The sequence below is a fragment of the Pseudomonas syringae group sp. 247E2 genome, assembly GCF_032587795.1.
Lineage (GTDB): Bacteria > Pseudomonadota > Gammaproteobacteria > Pseudomonadales > Pseudomonadaceae > Aquipseudomonas > Aquipseudomonas amygdali.
This window is the reverse complement of record NZ_JAWHPK010000015.1, coordinates 506,551-524,485: the sequence shown is the minus strand read 5'-3', so window position 1 is coordinate 524,485 and position 17,935 is coordinate 506,551. Positions and strand designations below refer to the sequence as shown.

Genomic DNA, 17,935 nt, shown 5'->3' with positions numbered 1-17,935 from the left:
TCCTAATGGTCTTAACCCGGCTTCACCCCCCCAGAATCCGGGTTTTTTTTGCCCGCGATTTGCCGTCAGTCAACGTGTACGCCACTCAGCGTTGAACATGCGCCAGCGGGAACAGGCGAGCGAAGTTAGCGGTGGTCTGCTCGGCGAAATGCTCGTAGGACTCGCCCCGTAGCATCGCAAGAAACTCGGCAACTTCGCGTACGTACTGCGGCAGATTCGGTTTGCCCCGATAAGGGATAGGCGCAAGGTACGGGGAATCGGTCTCGACCAGCAGCCGGTCAGCGGGGACTTGCCTTGCGACATCCCGCAGGGCGTCGGCGTTGCGAAAGGTCACGATGCCGGACAGCGAGATGTAGTAACCCATATCCAGCGCCGCCCTGGCCATCTCCCAGTCTTCGGTGAAGCAATGCAGAACGCCCGCCTGAGGCAGTGCCGCATCACGCAGAAGGCTCAATGTATCGGCGCGCGCGCCACGGGTATGGATGACCACCGGCTTGCCAGTGACACTGGCTGCCTCCAGGTGCAACCGAAAAGAAGCCTGCTGCAGCTCGGCAGCTTCGGGTTCGTAGTGATAGTCCAGACCGGTTTCACCTATCGCCACCACTCGCGGGTGATCCAGCTCCTTGAGCAACCAGTCCAGAGGCGGCATCTCACCGGGCTTCACGTCCAGCGGATGAATGCCTACCGAGCAGTCGACATCGGCGTAGCGCTCGGCGAGCGCCTTGACCGCGCCTGCATTGTCGGCGCTGACACCGATACAGAGAAAATGCCCGATCCCCCTGCCCCGGGCGGCTTCCAGGGCTGCATCCAGCGAGCCATTGTGCTGGGCAAGGTCAAGGCGATCGAGGTGACAATGGGAATCTACAAGCATGGGTTAAAACACAACTACATCGTATGGGTTGGACGATCGGACTTCAGAGCACCGACCAGATGAGTTTCGATCAGATTGCGCGCGGTATTGTCGCCATCATTGAATTGCACGCCGACACCGGCAGTCCGGTTGCCCTGCGCACCTTTTGGCGTGATCCAGGCGACGCGGCCAGCCACCGGAACCTTCTCCGGTTCGTCCATCAGATTGAGCAGCATGAACACTTCGTCACCCAGCTTGTAGCTTTTGCTGGTGGGGATGAACAGGCCGCCGTTTCTGATGAATGGCATGTAGGCAGCGTAAAGCACGGATTTGTCCTTGATGGTCAAGGACAGAATGCCATTACGTGGACCTGTGTTCAGCGGCAGACTCATGACAACACCTCAACGGTTCCGGGTAACGCAGAGTCTACGCCTGTCCTGGCAGGCCTGCCCACTGCACCAGTAATGCTTCAAGCAGCAAGACCCGGTTTAGATTGGCCTTGGACATGACTTTTTGCCTCTGTGCCAGAATCCAGTCCTGAATCTCCAGCACTTTTGCGCGAGAAGACTTCTGCGCCAGGTATTGAACGACCTTGCGCATGTCGCTCAGACCAAGGCCTTCCTCGTCCTGCGTCATCTGATAGCGCAGGATCAGGTGCGACCAGTCACAGAACCAGTCGAACAACAATAACAACGGGATGTCCTTCCAGCCTTCGGCCAGTTGGGTAGCCGATTGCTGTTGCTTGAGCAGCTTCTTGACGCCATCCACCACCAGCGCGCGTTGTTCGCGAACGCCTTGCGTGTAAAGTGCCACGGCAGCCAGCGGCGAACCCGCTGCCAGCGTCAGCAATTCGAACCGTTCTTCCTGCGTGCAATCAGGCAGGGCATTGCCCAGCCAGTCCAGACTCATCTGTTCACTGGGCAATGGGCAGGCCTGCTGCACACAGCGACTTTTGACCGTTGGCAGCAAGCGGCTCGGCTGATGGCTGACCAGCAATAGAACGGTATTGCCCGACGGCTCCTCAAGACTCTTCAACAAGGCATTGGCAGCGTTGATGTTCATCGCTTCCACCGGCTCGACGAGCACCACCTTGCGACCGCCCATCTGGGCGGTCTGCACCACAAAGCTCACCAGGTCACGGACCTGATCAACCTTGATCGGCTTGTCTGCTTCTTCCGGCTCCAGCACATAGTTGTCCGGATGACTGCCAGCCGCCAGCAGCAGGCAGGATTTGCAATGCCCGCAGGCCTCAAGCGCTTCGGGAGCCTTGCACAGCAGGCTGGCCATCAGGCGCTCGGCCAGTGCCCGCTTGCCGATACCGGCCGGACCGTGCAGCAGATAGGCATGAGCGTGTTGAGCACGACCGGCCATCTGCTGCCAGAGTGATGCCTGCCAGGGGTAGGCTTCAGCCACGTCGCAGCTCCAGCAACTGCGGCAGCAATGTATCAAGGGAAGCCTGAACGTCGGCCAGCGGCTGGGCCGCGTCCACCAGACGATACCGCGCAGGATCAGCCTTCGCCCGCTGCAGATAAGTCGAGCGCACCGCGTCGAAGAAAGCCCGGCCTTCCTGCTCGAAGCGATCGAGTCGGCCACGTGCTGCGGCACGTGACAGACCGATTTCCACCGGCAGGTCAAATACCAGCGTCAGATCAGGCCGCAGATCGCCTTGAACAAACTCTTCCAACACAGCAATACGCTGCTGAGACAGGCCGCGGCCACCACCTTGATAAGCGTAGGTTGCATCGGTAAACCGATCACAAAGCACCACCTCGCCACGGGCCAGAGCCGGGCGAATGACCTCGGCCAGGTGTTGTGCGCGCGCGGCAAACACCAGCAGCAGTTCGGTGTCGGCACTCATGGCTTCATCACTGGGAGCCAGCAGCAGTTCGCGAATACGCTCGGCCAGCGGAGTGCCGCCCGGCTCGCGGGTCAGCAATACCTGAACGCCCTGCGCGCGCAGCTGTGCCGCCAAGTATTCGCGATTGGTACTTTTGCCAGCACCTTCCGGACCTTCAAGGGTGATAAACAAGCCAGTCACAGGTAATCCTTAATTGTTTCCATCATTGCGCATTCGGCTCGGGCTGCGGGGCATCCGTTGCAGTCGCAGGCTCGGGCTCTGAAGAGGGAGAATCAGTTGATGGTGCCGGTGCAGCAGGCGCAGCAGGTGCCGGGCTGGAGCGATAATCTGCGCGGCGCTTGAGCTGATAGTCACGCACCGCTGAGTTATGGGCATCCAGATCGTCCGAGAACACATGGCTGCCGTCCCCCTTGGCCACGAAATACAGGCTGCTGCCCGCTACCGGGTTGAGCGCGGCATGAATCGCCTCGCGCCCCACCAGTGAAATCGGTGTCGGCGGCATACCGGCTATCACGTAGGTATTGTACGGCGTGGGTTCCTTGAGATTGGCCCGGGTCAACTTGCCGTTGTAGCGCTCGCCCATGCCATAGATCACGGTCGGATCAGTCTGCAACTGCATGCCCAGCTTCAAGCGACGCACGAATACACCCGCAATCTGGCCGCGCTCCTGAGGCACACCGGTTTCCTTCTCGACCAGCGACGCCATGATCAGGGCCTGATAAGGATTGGAATACGGAGCCTCAGACGACCTGGCGTTCCATTCTTCATCCAGCACTTCTTCCAGACGACTGTAAGCCTGCCTGAGCAATTCGGCATCGGTCATGCCGCGCACATAGCGATAGGTGTCAGGAAAGAAACGTCCTTCAGGGAATACATCGGGATGGCCGATTTTTGCCATCAGCTCGCCGTCGGACAAGCCAGCCAGCGTCTGATCGAGCTTGGCCTGTTTGGCCAGCGCAGCCCGCACCTGACGGAAATTCCAGCCCTCGACCAGCGTCAGGCTGTATTGCACAACCTCCTTGCGCTTCCAGACGTCGAACAGCCCCTTGACGTTCATGCCCGGCACCATGCGGTATTCGCCGCTGTGCAGTGCCTGTCCGGAGAGGTTGAAACGCCAGTAGAGGCGCAACCAGAAGGCGTCCTTGATCACGCCATCGGCCTGCAGTCGATTAAGCACACCGGTCGGCGTTGAGCCGGCCGGGACATCCAGCAGTTGCTCCTGAGCGACTTCGAGCGGCTGGTTCAGCGCCTGATGTTGCTGCCAGAACGCAAAGCCGAGCAGAAGGCCTGCCAGAACGACAGCTGTTTCCAGCAACACCAATATTTTTCGGATCACAAATCAGATATCCAGAAGGGTGCGAGCAATACCTTGCAGTTTACGGGTGAGCGGCCCGACCGGCCAGCTCAAGACTGTAAAGCCGCGAACCGGCCAGACGCCGTAGACGCTATTGCATAGAAACACTTCGTCCGCCGATTCAAGGTCGGACAGGTGCAAATCACGGATATCGACAACCAGTCCCAGGTTTCGTGCCTGATCCAGCAACTCGGCACGCATCACCCCCGCTACCCCGCAGCGGCTCAGATCGGCAGTCAGCAGGCGGCCCTGGCTGACCAGAAACAGATTGCTGTAGACACCCTCGATCAATCGCCCGGAGGTATCGCGCATCAAGCCTTCGGCATGCTCGCTATCGCTCCATTCCGAGCGGGCCAGCACCTGTTCCAGGCGATTCAGGTGCTTGAGTCCAGCCAGAAGCGGCTGTTCCGCCAGACGCGTCTGGCAGGCAAACAGGCGCACGCCCTGCTCGGCATGCACACCCGGATAGGCTGGCGCAGGGCCGCCCTGCAGGATTCGACGCGATTGGGCATTGGGGGCTGGAGCGTAACCGCGCTGGCTGTCGCCGCGGGTAAGGATCAGCTTCATGACCCCATCGCCAAGCTCTGCAGCGAAGCGGGTCATTTCTGCACGGATAAGCGCATGATCGGTTGCGATCGACAAGCGCGCGCATCCGTTTTCGAGACGCTGCAGATGGCGCTCCAGGAGCAATGGCTGCCCGGCCTTGACGACGATGGTTTCAAACAGTCCATCGCCGTAGGCCAGACCCCGGTCCTTGAGGGACAAGGCGTCTGCGGGGCAGCCATCGACCCAGGCGGGCATTACTCGGCGAACCGACGGAACACCAGCGAGCCGTTGGTGCCACCGAAGCCGAAGGAGTTCGACAGAACGACGTCGATCGGCATGCGGCGCGCTTCGTGAGGCACGAAATCCAGATCGCAGCCTTCGCTTGGCTCATCCAGGTTGATGGTCGGCGGAGCCACCTGATCAACCATCGCCAGCACGCTGAAGATCGCCTCGACAGCACCAGCAGCGCCCAGCAGGTGGCCGGTCATCGACTTGGTCGAACTGACAGCCAGCTTGTAGGCATGATCGCCAAATACCGACTTGATCGCAGAAGCCTCGGCCAGATCGCCAGCAGGCGTCGACGTACCGTGTGCGTTGATGTACTGCACCTGATCGGCATTGACCTTGGCGTCACGCAACGCATTGACGATGCAGCGTGCAGCACCGGCACCGTCATCAGGTGGCGAGGTCATGTGATAGGCATCGCCGCTCATGCCGAACCCGACCAGTTCAGCGTAGATGGTCGCACCACGCGCCTTGGCGTGCTCAAGTTCTTCAAGCACCATCGCACCTGCACCGTCGGACAGGACGAAACCATCACGGCCTTTGTCCCAGGGACGACTGGCACGGGTCGGGTCGTCGTTGCGGGTCGACAGCGCACGCGCGGCACCGAAACCACCCAGCCCCAGGCCACAGGCAGCCATTTCAGCGCCACCGGCAATCATCACGTCCGCTTCGTCATAGGCGATGTTGCGAGCCGCCATGCCGATGCAGTGGGTCGCCGTGGTGCAAGCCGTGGCGATGGAGTAATTAGGCCCCTGTGCACCCAGATGGATAGACAGGAAACCGGAAATCATGTTGATGATCGAGCCCGGCACGAAAAACGGAGAAATCCGTCCTGGCCCTTGCTCGTGCAGCAGACGACTGCTGTTTTCGATATTGGTCAGACCACCGATACCCGAACCCATCGCGACGCCGATGCGTTCACGGTTTGCATCAGTGACTTCGAGGCCTGCATTACGCACCGCCTGAAAGCTGGCCGCGAGACCATACTGAATGAAGAGATCGAGCCGGCGCGCTTCTTTGGGCGCGAGGTATTCTTCGACGTTGAAACCCTTGACCGAACCGCCGAAACGGGTGGTGAAGGCCGACAAGTCCGTGTGCTCGATAAGGCCAATGCCACTGCGGCCCGCCAGAATGCCCTGCCAACTGCTGGGCACGTCATTGCCCAGTGGCGAAAGCATGCCCATCCCGGTGACCACGACGCGTCTACGCGACACAGGACTCTCCTTCTCTCTTGTTTACGGAACAATCATTTACGAACAATCACAGCGTTTTCTAAAGAAAAAACCGCACGCCGGTTAAAGCAGTGCGGTTTTCCCGTGACAGCAGTCAGCGATTACAAATCTTAAGCCTGATGGCTAGTGACGTAGTCGATTGCTGCTTGAACGGTAGTGATCTTTTCCGCTTCTTCGTCAGGGATTTCGGTCTCGAATTCCTCTTCCAGAGCCATTACCAGCTCGACAGTGTCCAGGGAGTCAGCGCCCAGGTCTTCAACGAAAGAAGCAGTGTTGACAACCTCTTCTGATTTGACGCCAAGTTGCTCTGCAACGATTTTCTTGACGCGCTCTTCGATGGTGCTCATACCTAGTTTTAACTCCTAGTGGAAATGTTCAGGCATCTGGCCAGTGGGTAAGTGTATAGAAGAGGTTTTGCGAATTTCAAGCTTAACGCTCTCCCCTTATGCCCAACCGTACCTTTGCCCATGCATAGATTGCAGCTTTATAACGGATTTTAGACAGCTCGTATGACATTTTTTTGAAACAGATGGTCACATTAGCTCATGTACATGCCGCCGTTAACAGGGATTGTGGCCCCGGTAACGTACCCTGCGCCTTCGGAGGCAAGAAAAGCGACTACATGCGCAATCTCTTCAGCCTGCCCCAGACGGCCCAGGGGTATCTGGGTAATCAGTGACTCACGCTGAGCCTCAGGCAGCTCACGCGTCATATCGGTGTCGATGAAACCGGGCGCAACCGAATTAACGGTTACTGCCCGCGAGCCCACTTCACGGGCCAGAGCCCTGCTGAAACCTTCCAGCCCGGCCTTCGCGGAAGCATAGTTTACTTGACCGGCGTTGCCCATGGCACCCACAACCGAACCAATGCTGATAATACGGCCCCAACGCGCTTTGGTCATGCCGCGCAAAACACCCTTGGAAAGACGGAAAAGGCTGTTCAGGTTGGTGTTGACGACGTCATACCATTCGTCATCTTTCATGCGCATCATCAGATTATCACGGGTGATGCCGGCATTATTGACCAGAATCAACGGTGCACCGACACGCTCCTGAATGGTCGACAGGACCGAATTCACAGACTCGGCATCGCAGACATCGAGCATCAGGCCAAAGCCTTCGATGCCGTTTTCCTTGAACGTTGCACTGATACGCTCGGCGCCGGACTCAGAGGTCGCGGTGCCCACAACGACAGCACCATTGCGCCCCAATTCCAGGGCGATGGCTTGACCAATACCGCGACTCGCACCGGTGACCAGTGCAACTTTACCTTGAAGGCTCATACAGGCTTCTCCTAATCAGGCCAGTGCCGCGCGCGCGGCGGCAAAGGCGTCCGGGGTATCAAGGTTGTAAGTAATCACGCCTTCGGCGCAACGCTTGTTCAGACCGGCCAGGACTTTGCCCGGCCCACATTCCACAAGCTGGGTAGCACCACGGTTGGCCAGGCATTGAATGGATTCAACCCAGCGAACCGGCTTGTACAACTGTTCCAGCAAGTCACGCTTGAGCGTCGCCAGATCACTGACCGCGCTGGCGCTGACGTTCTGTACCAATGCTATTTCAGGTGCCTGCCATTCAATGGCTTCAACAGCCTCGGCGAAACGCTCTGCGGCCGGGCGCATCAGTTCGCAGTGCGAAGGCACGCTGACCGGCAACGGCAATGCACGCTTGGCACCCCGCGCCTTGCACAGCTCCATGGCGCGCTTGACGGCCTCGGCGGAACCGGCGATCACCACCTGGCCCGGCGAGTTGAAATTCACCGCACTGACAACTTCGCCCTGCGCTGCTTCGGCACAGGCAGCGATAACGTCGGCGTCATCAAGACCCAGAATAGCAGCCATGCCGCCTTGACCGGCCGGCACCGCTTCCTGCATCAACTGGCCACGACGCTCGACGAGCTTTACCGCATCAGCCAGGCTCAGGCTTTGCGCAGCTACCAGCGCACTGTATTCACCCAGACTGTGACCTGCGACGAACGCAGGAACGGCGCCGCCCTCGGCCAGCCACACATGCCACAAGGCTATGGAAGCAGTCAGAATGGCAGGCTGGGTCTTGTCGGTCTGATTGAGCAACTCGACAGGACCGCTCTGGGTCAACGCCCACAGGTCATAGCCAAGGGCTTCGGAAGCCTGCTCGAAAGTATCGAGAATCAACGGATGTTGCGCGCCTTGCTCGGCGAGCATGCCGAGCGATTGCGATCCTTGACCCGGAAAGACGAATGCGAGGGATGCAGACATTTGACAAGCCTCTGAATTATTGTCGCCAAAATGGGCGTCCGGACAGGCCGAACGCGGGTATTCAAATTTACATGACTGATCGGTTGGATGACTGACCAGTCTGATGCGTCACATTTTCAGGCTCCGCCGTTCTGGAGAAGCAATTCAAGCCGCCCCTTCAGGCGCTGCGGCAGGTTTTCACGGGATTCAACGATCGCTCGCTGAATCGCACTCTGGAACCCTGAAACACTGGCCGAACCGTGGCTTTTCACCACAACCCCCTGCAACCCGAGCAAGCTCGCGCCATTATTACGAGCAGGCGCCAGATCAGTCTGCAGTCGCTTGAGCAACGGCAACGCCAATGCTCCGACAGCCCTGCTTAGCAAATTGCGGTTGAACAGTGTATCGATTCTGGCGGCAATCATGGTCGCCAGACCTTCGCTCGACTTGAGCAGTACATTGCCGACAAAGCCATCACACACCACAACGTCAGCCTCACCCCGGTACAAACCGTCGCCTTCGATGTAGCCAATGTAGTTGAGCCCCAGGGCTGCCTGCAGAAGACCGGCGGCAAGCTTGACCTGCTGATTGCCCTTGATGTCTTCCGTGCCCACGTTAAGCAAGGCAACCCTGGGTTTTGCGACGCCCAGGGTCTCGGCAAGAACAGACCCCATTACCGCAAACTGATAAAGCGCCTCGGCGCTGCAATCGACGTTCGCACCCAGGTCGAGCAACTGGCAATGGCCAGACCGGGTGGGAATGGCTGCGATCATCGCGGGACGGTCGATACCGGGCAAGGTCTTGAGCACAAACCGCGAAAGCGCCATCAGCGCACCGGTATTACCAGCGCTGACACATGCCTGGGCCTGCCCGCTCGCAACAAGCTCAAGCGCAACGCGCATGGACGAGTCAGGCTTGCCACGCAGGGCCTGGGACGGGCGCTCGTCCATTGCAATGGCTTCATTGGCGTTTACGACACGCAGGCGCGAGCGATCCACAGCACCATGACGGGCAATGAGTTCTTCAATCAGGGAGGCTTGGCCGACGAGGACCAGATGAAGCGAGGGCGTAGCTGTCAGGCACGCGAGGCTTGCCTGAACAATGTTGCGGGGACCGAAGTCCCCGCCCATTGCGTCGATCGCGATGATCGGAGCGGACAAGAAATTACTCGTCAGCGCCCTTGTCGATCACTTTACGACCACGGTATACGCCTTCTGGCGATACGTGGTGACGCAGGTGAATTTCACCAGTGGTCTTTTCTACCGACAGAGTGCTTGCCTCAAGAGCGTCGTGCGAACGACGCATGTCACGGGCAGAGCGGGATTTTTTGTTCTGCTGAACAGCCATAATTGATTAACTCCTAAACGTTTGGGTCACGCTTTAACTGCGCCAATACACTGAACGGGTTGGACCGCGTTACCTCGTCCACGCTCGGTTCGGGCTCATCGAGACCCGCCGGTTGCTGGCATTCTTCAGGATGATGAGCAGGCACAATGGGCAAGGCGAGCAATAGCTCCTCCTCGATCAATGCCAGCAGATCCAAAGGATCTTCGCCCAGTTCCAGCACGTCATAACCTTTCGGTAACGACTGGGTATTCGCACCCTCCTTCACCACGGCGTAACTGCATTCGCTGTGGATCGGCAGGGTCACCAGCTCAAGACAACGCTGGCAAACCATCTTGACCGGGACGTCTATCGAACTGTGGATGACCACAGAACGGCGTTCGTCACGCTCAAAAACGAATTTCGCCTGCACCGTACCGACAGTATCGGCAAGCGGGTCGCAGAGTCTCTTCAAATCGCCCAGCAGCACTTCACCCTGAAGGGTAGTGCCGCGATCAGACAATTTGCGCGGGTCAACGTGAGATGGAATCGGGTCATTCAACATAGGCGCAGCATTCTAGGGATGCCCCCTTGGCATGTCAAAGGAAATTCAGGCCTGTTCGTCACTCCGGCCACTCTTTAGAATCGACGCTCAGCCTACGGAGAACCGCATGCCATCCCTGCTCCTTGCCTCCAGCTCTTCATACCGGCGCGAACTGCTCACTCGCCTGCGCCTGCCATTCACCTGCAAGTCCCCGGACATTGATGAAAGTCACCGACCGGACGAAACCGCACACGACCTCGTTCGGCGCCTTGCCTTAGAGAAAGCCAAGGCGCTGGCGGGCGAATATCCGGCCCACCTGATCATTGGCTCCGACCAAGTCGCCGTCCTGAACGGACAGATACTCGGCAAGCCCCACACCTTCGAGCGTGCACTTGAGCAACTGACGGCTGCCAGTGGCACCAGCGTAACCTTCCTGACCGGACTGGCCCTGCTTAATAGCTCGAAAGGCGAGCATCAGGTCGATTGCGTACCCTTTACCGTGCACATGCGCGAACTCGATCAAGCCAGCATCGAACGCTATCTGCATGCAGAGCAACCTTATGACTGCGCCGGCAGCTTCAAGGCTGAAGGGTTGGGGGTTAGCCTGTTTCGCAGCACCGAAGGCAGCGACGCGACCAGCCTGATCGGCCTGCCACTGATACGCCTTGTGGACATGCTAATAAAGGAAGGGGTCAGCGTACCCTGACGCTCAGACAAAGAACCCGACCATTGGCCGGGTTCTTCATTTCTGCATCAAGCCGTCAGCGCAGGCTTGGACCGTTGAAGCCGACCAGCATGGCAATGCGCTCAGCGATACTGGTGCCCAGCTTTTTCGAAAAGCGGTCGAAAGGCGACTCTTCGACGGTATATTCGACGATATCCTTTTCCTTGATCACATCCCGCGCGACATAACTGGCACTGCCCAGGCCGTCCACCAGACCGAGCGCAACGGCCTGCTCACCGGTCCAGATCAGCCCCGAAAACAGTTCGGGATGATCTTTGTCCTTCAGGCGATCGCCACGACCCTGCTTGACGCTGGCGATGAACTGACGATGCGTTGTGTCCAGCACCCCCTGCCAGAACTGCGTCTCATCGGCCTTCTGCGGCTGGAACGGATCAAGGAAAGCTTTGTGCTCGCCCGATGTGTAGGTACGACGATCAACGCCGAGCTTGTCCATGGCACCGACAAACCCGAACCCCGCCGCCGTCACACCTATCGACCCCACCAGACTGGCCTTGTCGGCGTAGATCTGGTCGGCAGCACTGGCAATGTAATAAGCCCCCGAAGCACCCAGATCGGTAATGACCGCATACACCTTGATATCCGGTTTTGCAGCACGCAGACGACGGATTTCGTCATAGACATAGCCCGACTGCACAGGACTGCCGCCCGGACTGTTGATACGCAGAATAACGCCCTTGGTCTTTTCATCCTCGAACGCCTTCTGCAGCGCCGTGACGATATTCTCGGCACTGGCCGACTCCTTGTCGGCAATCACACCCTGCACATCGATCAGCGCTGTGTGGCTGGAGCGGCGCGATGTACCGCCTTCAAAGTCCAGCATCGGAACGACCACTGCGACAAACAGAAACGCGAACGTCAGCAGCTTGAAGAAAATTCCCCAGCGACGCGCACGACGCTGCTCCTGAACACTGGCCAGCAGCGTCTTTTCCAGAAGTTTCCAGCTTTTTGCTTCTTCCTTGCCATTGATGCCCTCGTCCGCGCTTTGCGAGACGGGTGCCTTCCATTCGTCAGACATGTTCCAATCACTCCAACCCTAAAACTAGACGCCGCGCCCATTCAACCAGGTGCGCAGCTCGGAAAAATGCTCAATAGCCAATCGTGGCTGAAACTGGCGCAACGACTCCAGCGACTGAGCGCCATAACCCACCGCAACCGAATCCATACCTGCGTTGCGGGCCATCAGCAGATCGAATGACGCATCGCCGATCATCAACGAACGCTGCGGCGCAACATCACAATGCGCCATGATCTCGTTTAACATCAGCGGGTCCGGCTTGCTGGCGGTTTCGTCGGCAGCCCGGGTGGCATCGAAGTAATCGCCCCAGCCATTGGCTTGTAGCACCCGATCCAGCCCACGGCGCGCCTTGCCGGTAGCGACCGCCAGACGATAGCCGTCCTCGCGAAACGCTTGCATCGACTCCAGAACGCCCTCGAACAGCGGCGAAGGCACGTTATCCATTGCCATATAGCTGTCAGCATAGCGCTGCCGAAAGTCGACCACCTGATTGTCACTGATCTGCGGATAAAGGGTTCGAATCGCCTCGGGCAGACCCAGACCGATAATGCCCTTGATCGCCGGATCGTCACGAACTTCAAGATCAGTCTCGATAGCCGCGGTACGCATGGCCAGAACAATTCGCCCCACAGAGTCGGCCAGCGTGCCGTCCCAATCGAAAATCAACAGGTCGTAATTACGGCGCACTCAAACGCTCCACTGTCTTGGCCCACATGTCGTCCACAGGCGCCTGCACATTCAGTTTGCTGCCATCGGGCATCGGTACTGTCAGCATATAGGCGTGCAGGAACAGACGCTTGCCGCCCAGATCACGAATCTCGCGACTGAAATTCTCGTCACCGTATTTGGTATCGCCTGCAATGGCGTGCCCCGCATGCAGCGTGTGCACGCGGATCTGGTGCGTGCGCCCGGTCACCGGCTTGGCTTCGACCATGGTGGCAAAGTCACCGAAACGACGCAGTACCTTGAAAATCGTCAGGGCCTCCTTGCCCTCTTCATTGACCTCGACCATGCGCTCGCCGGAACGCAGATTGCTTTTCATCAGTGGCGCACGCACCTGCTTTTGAGCCGTTGCCCAGTTACCGCGGACCAGCGCCATGTAGCGCTTGTCGACACCGTCACCGCGCAAGGCTTCGTGCAGGTGGCGCAGCATGCTGCGTTTCTTGGCAATCATCAGCAGGCCCGACGTATCGCGGTCCAGGCGATGCACAAGCTCAAGCTCCTTGGCATCCGGACGCAACTGACGGAATGCTTCGATTACCCCGAAACTCAGGCCGCTGCCGCCATGCACAGCGATACCCGCAGGCTTGTTGAGCACGATCAGCGCCTTGTCTTCGTAGACAATCGCGGCCTCGAGGCGTTGCAGCAGAGCCTGCGCAACCGGCACCGGCTCGTCGCGCTCAGGCACGCGCACAGGAGGAATGCGCACGATATCGCCTGCCTGCAACTTATACTCCGGCTTGATCCGCCCCTTGTTCACACGCACTTCGCCTTTGCGCAAAATGCGGTAAATCAAGGTTTTGGGCACACCCTTGAGATAAGTGATCAGAAAATTATCGATGCGTTGACCGGCAAGTTCCGGGGCAACCTCAACCAGCTGGACGCCGGGGGTTGGAGGGGCAATATTCGTCATGCCGCAAATGATAACAATTTTTTATGGATTTGAAGCACTTAATGATTGCTGCTATAGTCGCGAACGCCGCCAAAAGCGGCCGGACAGCGGACCAACGGTTGACAACCGGCCCTGACCAACGCAATTCACAAGGACGGGAGGCCGTCCTACGCAGTGTTCGGTGACAACGGAGCACGCTGAAAACGTAACGAGCGCAGGTGACATGAGGCCGGAAACACGCCTGACAGCAGAGCAGACAGCTCGCTGCCGGTGCGGACAGTTCATGGCCAGTTCACAAAGTGCAGTCGCTTTCAGACGCTACGAGCGAATGCTTCGGGAACAACGCCTCAAGCCATGATGCGCGACCTTCCCTATCGAAGATCGCGGTAAATGCCAACCCGCTGCGGATTCTGCGCGCGGCAGCACCCGAATTATCAGGGATACGTGTAGGGTGGAGACGCACAACCATCGGACTGTGTAGCACAAGGCTTGTTCTAGACGCTTCATCTCGTCCGCTACCGATGGTCGATTCCTCCTCCTGACAAAGCTTTTGCTGAAAAGGGTGTCTTATGCCACCACAGCAAGCAGGAAACGTCGTCGCGACCCTCCGCCCCCTCTGGGCGAGGACCTCGCTAGACACTGGAGTGTCCAACCACTCCTGACGTGCCCTGACACCGACCGTGAGAAGTCGTGTGTGCCGAACGCCGCTTCCGGCAGCCCGGAAACCGACGGTACTACATGAAAAGAATGCTGATTAACGCAACTCAACCCGAAGAGTTGCGTGTTGCACTGGTAGACGGCCAGCGCCTCTACGACCTGGACATCGAGTCAGGTGCACGCGAGCAGAAGAAGGCCAACATCTATAAAGGCCGAATCACTCGCATCGAACCCAGCCTTGAGGCTGCCTTTGTCGATTTCGGCTCTGAGCGCCACGGCTTTCTGCCCCTCAAGGAAATCTCCCGAGAGTACTTCAAGAAAGCCCCTGAAGGCCGCGTCAACATCAAGGACGTCCTGAGCGAAGGCCAGGAAGTCATCGTTCAGGTCGAGAAAGAAGAGCGTGGCAATAAGGGCGCAGCCCTGACCACCTTCATCAGCCTTGCAGGCCGTTATCTGGTCCTGATGCCGAACAACCCTCGCGCCGGCGGCATCTCGCGCCGTATCGAAGGCGAAGAGCGCAACGAACTGCGTGAAGCCCTCAACGGCCTGATCGCTCCAGCCGACATGGGTCTGATCGTTCGTACTGCCGGCCTGGGCCGCAGCAGCGAAGAAATGCAGTGGGACCTCGATTACCTGCTGCAACTGTGGACCGCCATCAAGGAAGCGTCCCTGGACCGTTCGGCCCCTTTCCTGATCTATCAGGAAAGCAACGTCATTATCCGCGCCATCCGTGACTACCTGCGTCAGGACATCGGCGAAGTCCTGATCGACAGCGTCGAAGCCCAGGAAGAAGCCCTGACCTTCATCCGTCAGGTGATGCCGCAGTACGCCAGCAAGATCAAACTGTACGAAGACAGCGTTCCACTGTTCAACCGCTTCCAGATCGAAAGCCAGATCGAAACCGCCTTCCAGCGCGTGGTCGAACTGCCTTCCGGCGGCTCCATCGTCATCGATCCGACCGAAGCCCTGGTGTCCATCGACATCAACTCGGCGCGCGCCACCAAAGGCAGCGACATCGAAGAAACCGCCCTGCAGACCAACCTTGAAGCGGCTGAGGAAATCGCCCGTCAATTGCGTCTGCGCGACATCGGCGGCCTGATCGTCATCGACTTCATCGACATGACACCGGCCAAGAACCAGCGCGCCGTGGAAGAAAAAGTCCGCGAAAGCCTGGAAGCCGACCGCGCCCGCGTTCAGATCGGTCGCATTTCACGCTTCGGCCTACTGGAAATGTCCCGCCAGCGTCTGCGCCCATCGTTGGGCGAAAGCAGCGGCATCGTCTGCCCTCGTTGCAATGGCACCGGCATCATCCGTGACGTCGAATCGCTTTCTCTGGCCATTCTGCGCCTGATCGAAGAAGAAGCCCTGAAAGACCGCACTGCAGAAGTGCGCGCTCAGGTGCCGATCCCGGTCGCTGCGTTCCTGCTCAACGAGAAACGCAACTCGATCACCAAGATCGAACTGCGCACCCGTGCGCGCATCATCATCCTGCCGAACGACCAGCTGGAAACCCCGCACTTCGAAGTTCAGCGTCTGCGTGATGACAGCCCGGAAGCACACAACAGCCAGACCAGCTACGAAATCGCCGCGGCTGCAGCCGAAGTGGAAGAAATCGCCCCGCTGGCTGCCGCAACCCGCACTCTTGTTCGCCAGGAAGCAGCCGTCAAGACTGCACCTGCTCGTGCCAATGCGCCGGTTCCGGTTGAAGCCGTTGCGCCTGCCCCAACGCCTGCACCGGTCGCTCACGAGCCAAGCCTGTTCAAGGGCCTAGTGAAATCCCTGGTCAGCCTGTTCGCGACCAAGGAAGAGCCTGCCGCTCCGGTAGTGGTTGAAAAACCTGCTGCCGAACAGCGTCCGGCCCGTAACGAGGAACGCCGCAACGGTCGCCAACAGAGCCGTGGCCGTAACAACCGTCGTGACGAAGAGCGTAAGCCTCGTGAAGAACGCGCCCCCCGTGAAGAACGTGCCGAACGCGCGCCGCGCGAAGAGCGCGCCCCACGTGAGGAGCGTGCACCTCGTGAAGAACGTGCACCTCGTGAAGAGCGTACCGTTCGCGAACCGCGTGAAGCCCGCGAGGATTCAGCACCACGTGAAGAGCGTCCAGCCCGTACTTCCCGCGAGCGCAAGCCACGTGAAGCACGCGAAGATCGTCCGGTCCGCGAACTGCGCGAGCCTCTGGATGCAGCCCCTGCCGTAAACCTTGCTCGTGAAGAACGTCCTGAACGCGCACCACGCGAAGAACGCCAGCCGCGCGCGCCTCGCGAAGAACGTCAACCACGCGCCGAACAGGCCGCGGCTGCCGTGAGCGAAGAGGAAGTGCTGCTTAACGAAGAGCAGGTGAACGACGAGAACCAGGACGGCAACGACGGTAGCGAAGGCGACCGCCCTCGCCGCCGCTCCCGCGGTCAGCGTCGTCGCAGCAACCGTCGTGAGCGTCAACGTGATGCCAATGGCAACGTGATCGAAGGCTCTGAAGAAAACGGTTCCGAAGAAAACGGCTCGGCAGAAAATGCTGAACAAGGCAGCAGCGCCACCGATCTGTCGGCTGGTCTGGGATTCACCGCAGCAGCTGCGGCTGGCGGCGTGATCAGCGCCACAGCAGAAGCCGATGCACACCAGCAGGCCGAGCGAGCCAACAGCACTGCTGTAGACGCTCCAGCCGTAGAGTCTGCGCAGCAAGCGCCTGTTGCCGAAGCCAATACTGCCAAGGCACCGGAAGCTGACGCACCGGCAATTGAAGCATCCACTCCAGAAACTCCGGCAGCAGCAGAACCGGTCGTTGAAGTGCCTGCTGTTGAAGCGCCGGTTGCAGACGATGCGCCAGTCGCCAAACCGGCTCCGGAAGTGGAGGTTCAGCCTGCTGCGGTCGAAGCACCTGCCATTGCTGCGCAGACTGAGCTGTTCGAAGCGCCGCATGCCGAGCGCGTCGTGCCGTTCACACCAACGCCAGAGCCAGCGCCACAAGCGCCTGTCGAAGCAGCGGCTCATGAAGAAGTGCCAGCCACTGAATCTTCCGAACTGCCAACGCCTGCTGCTACTGCTGCCGAGCCTGTTGTCGTGAAGGAGGAGCCTGCTCCTTACGTCGCGCCCAAGGCCGTCGAAGAAGCAGCGCCTGCACCTGCAGAGCAACAACCTGTGATCGTGGAAACACCGGTCGCACCGGTCAGCAGCACCGGCCGTGCACCGAACGATCCTCGTGAAGTTCGTCGTCGCAAGCGTGAAGAAGAAGCACGCCGTCAGCAGGAAGCCGCTGCGGCCAGCACTCCAGTCATCGCCGAAGCAGCACCTGTTGCCGCTGAAGCAGAATCGGTCCAGCCTTCTCAGGCTATCGAGGAAAAGACTGAAGAAGCGGCGACTGAGCAACCAGCAGTCAAACCGCAACATGAAGCCGAGAAAGAAAACGAGCCTAAGCCACTCGTCTAACTCTGGCCCATGAAAAAGCCCCGCCTGTGCAAACAGGCGGGGCTTTTTTACGTCTGTGACTCAGGGAAATACATCGACTGCAGGAGCGGACCGGGCGACGCTTCGCTTGTCCGCGAACTGCCGGGAACCGGCAGCAAAACCAGCTGCCTCGGTGCACCCGATACAAACAAGATGGCCGGTTTTGGGTCCGCTTCGCAGCCCATCGCGGACGAGTCCGCTCCTACATTTCCAAAGATCGCGGACGAGCAAAGCGTCGCCCGGTTTCACTATTAGGGT

18 protein-coding genes are annotated in these 17,935 nt (G+C 59.0%); 2 read left to right on the top strand and 16 right to left on the bottom strand.

Annotated elements, in window-relative coordinates; translation table 11 throughout:
- Nucleotides 1-85: 85 nt before the first annotated feature.
- The 13 genes from RYC18_RS17635 to RYC18_RS17575 all read right to left on the bottom strand — a co-directional run bounded on the left by RYC18_RS17635 (nt 86) and on the right by RYC18_RS17575 (nt 10,228).
- On the bottom strand, nt 86-871 hold the full coding sequence (locus tag RYC18_RS17635) for a TatD family hydrolase (protein ID WP_316886541.1): 786 nt from the start codon (nt 869-871) through the stop codon (nt 86-88).
- Between the two features lie 14 nt (nt 872-885).
- Nucleotides 886-1,242 carry a PilZ domain-containing protein gene (locus tag RYC18_RS17630; RefSeq protein ID WP_002552698.1) on the bottom strand — a complete coding sequence of 119 codons (357 nt, stop codon included), beginning with the start codon at nt 1,240-1,242 and terminating at the stop codon, nt 886-888.
- 34 nt (nt 1,243-1,276) lie between these two features.
- Entirely contained in the window at nt 1,277-2,263 is a 987-nt protein-coding gene (locus RYC18_RS17625) for a DNA polymerase III subunit delta' (RefSeq protein WP_117140493.1), read from the bottom strand.
- Nucleotides 2,256-2,888, bottom strand: coding sequence for a dTMP kinase (tmk, locus tag RYC18_RS17620; protein ID WP_004667786.1), 633 nt, complete (start codon nt 2,886-2,888; stop codon nt 2,256-2,258). The genes RYC18_RS17625 and tmk overlap by 8 nt, the downstream gene beginning before the upstream one ends.
- A gap of 22 nt (nt 2,889-2,910) precedes the next feature.
- Nucleotides 2,911-4,044 carry an endolytic transglycosylase MltG gene (gene mltG / locus RYC18_RS17615; RefSeq protein WP_044321235.1) on the bottom strand — a complete coding sequence of 378 codons (1,134 nt, stop codon included), beginning with the start codon at nt 4,042-4,044 and terminating at the stop codon, nt 2,911-2,913.
- Nucleotides 4,045-4,047: 3 nt separating this feature from the next.
- Nucleotides 4,048-4,863, bottom strand: coding sequence for an aminodeoxychorismate lyase (gene pabC, locus RYC18_RS17610; protein ID WP_005743854.1), 816 nt, complete (start codon nt 4,861-4,863; stop codon nt 4,048-4,050).
- A complete protein-coding gene (gene fabF, locus RYC18_RS17605) occupies nt 4,863-6,107 on the bottom strand; it encodes a beta-ketoacyl-ACP synthase II (RefSeq protein WP_002552693.1) in 1,245 nt (414 codons plus the stop codon). The genes pabC and fabF overlap by 1 nt, the downstream gene beginning before the upstream one ends.
- Before the next feature lie 128 nt (nt 6,108-6,235).
- The gene (gene acpP, locus RYC18_RS17600; protein WP_002552692.1) at nt 6,236-6,472 is read right to left on the bottom strand and encodes an acyl carrier protein; all 237 of its coding nucleotides are present in this window, start codon (nt 6,470-6,472) and stop codon (nt 6,236-6,238) included.
- Nucleotides 6,473-6,663: 191 nt separating this feature from the next.
- Nucleotides 6,664-7,407 (bottom strand): 3-oxoacyl-ACP reductase FabG, encoded by a 744-nt coding sequence (fabG, locus tag RYC18_RS17595; RefSeq protein ID WP_003318510.1) that lies wholly within the window; start codon nt 7,405-7,407, stop codon nt 6,664-6,666.
- A 15-nt stretch (nt 7,408-7,422) separates the two neighbouring features.
- Nucleotides 7,423-8,361 (bottom strand): ACP S-malonyltransferase, encoded by a 939-nt coding sequence (gene fabD / locus RYC18_RS17590; protein WP_117140494.1) that lies wholly within the window; start codon nt 8,359-8,361, stop codon nt 7,423-7,425.
- 116 nt (nt 8,362-8,477) lie between these two features.
- Nucleotides 8,478-9,500, bottom strand: a complete 1,023-nt coding sequence (gene plsX, locus RYC18_RS17585) for a phosphate acyltransferase PlsX (protein ID WP_316886540.1) — start codon at nt 9,498-9,500, stop codon at nt 8,478-8,480.
- Nucleotides 9,501-9,504: 4 nt separating this feature from the next.
- Nucleotides 9,505-9,687, bottom strand: a complete 183-nt coding sequence (rpmF, locus tag RYC18_RS17580) for a 50S ribosomal protein L32 (RefSeq protein ID WP_002552688.1) — start codon at nt 9,685-9,687, stop codon at nt 9,505-9,507.
- 13 nt (nt 9,688-9,700) lie between these two features.
- Nucleotides 9,701-10,228 (bottom strand): YceD family protein, encoded by a 528-nt coding sequence (locus tag RYC18_RS17575; protein ID WP_002552687.1) that lies wholly within the window; start codon nt 10,226-10,228, stop codon nt 9,701-9,703.
- 106 nt (nt 10,229-10,334) lie between these two features.
- On the opposite strand from RYC18_RS17575, the gene RYC18_RS17570 reads away from it, so the two are divergent.
- Nucleotides 10,335-10,913 (top strand): Maf family protein, encoded by a 579-nt coding sequence (locus RYC18_RS17570; protein ID WP_316886539.1) that lies wholly within the window; start codon nt 10,335-10,337, stop codon nt 10,911-10,913.
- A 55-nt stretch (nt 10,914-10,968) separates the two neighbouring features.
- Here the strand turns inward: RYC18_RS17570 and sppA are convergent, their stop codons facing one another.
- From sppA to rluC, 3 genes are read right to left on the bottom strand one after another with little or no spacing between them, the layout of a single operon-like run.
- Nucleotides 10,969-11,967, bottom strand: coding sequence for a signal peptide peptidase SppA (sppA, locus tag RYC18_RS17565; protein WP_005782203.1), 999 nt, complete (start codon nt 11,965-11,967; stop codon nt 10,969-10,971).
- A 24-nt stretch (nt 11,968-11,991) separates the two neighbouring features.
- Nucleotides 11,992-12,654, bottom strand: a complete 663-nt coding sequence (locus tag RYC18_RS17560; protein WP_016981656.1) for an HAD-IA family hydrolase — start codon at nt 12,652-12,654, stop codon at nt 11,992-11,994.
- Nucleotides 12,644-13,600 carry a 23S rRNA pseudouridine(955/2504/2580) synthase RluC gene (rluC, locus tag RYC18_RS17555; protein ID WP_019741526.1) on the bottom strand — a complete coding sequence of 319 codons (957 nt, stop codon included), beginning with the start codon at nt 13,598-13,600 and terminating at the stop codon, nt 12,644-12,646. The genes RYC18_RS17560 and rluC overlap by 11 nt, the downstream gene beginning before the upstream one ends.
- 726 nt (nt 13,601-14,326) lie before the next feature.
- Between rluC and rne the strand changes: the two genes are divergently transcribed.
- Nucleotides 14,327-17,659: a ribonuclease E gene (gene rne / locus RYC18_RS17550; RefSeq protein ID WP_162882956.1), complete on the top strand. Its 3,333-nt coding sequence runs from the start codon at nt 14,327-14,329 to the stop codon at nt 17,657-17,659.
- Nucleotides 17,660-17,935 lie beyond the last annotated feature (276 nt).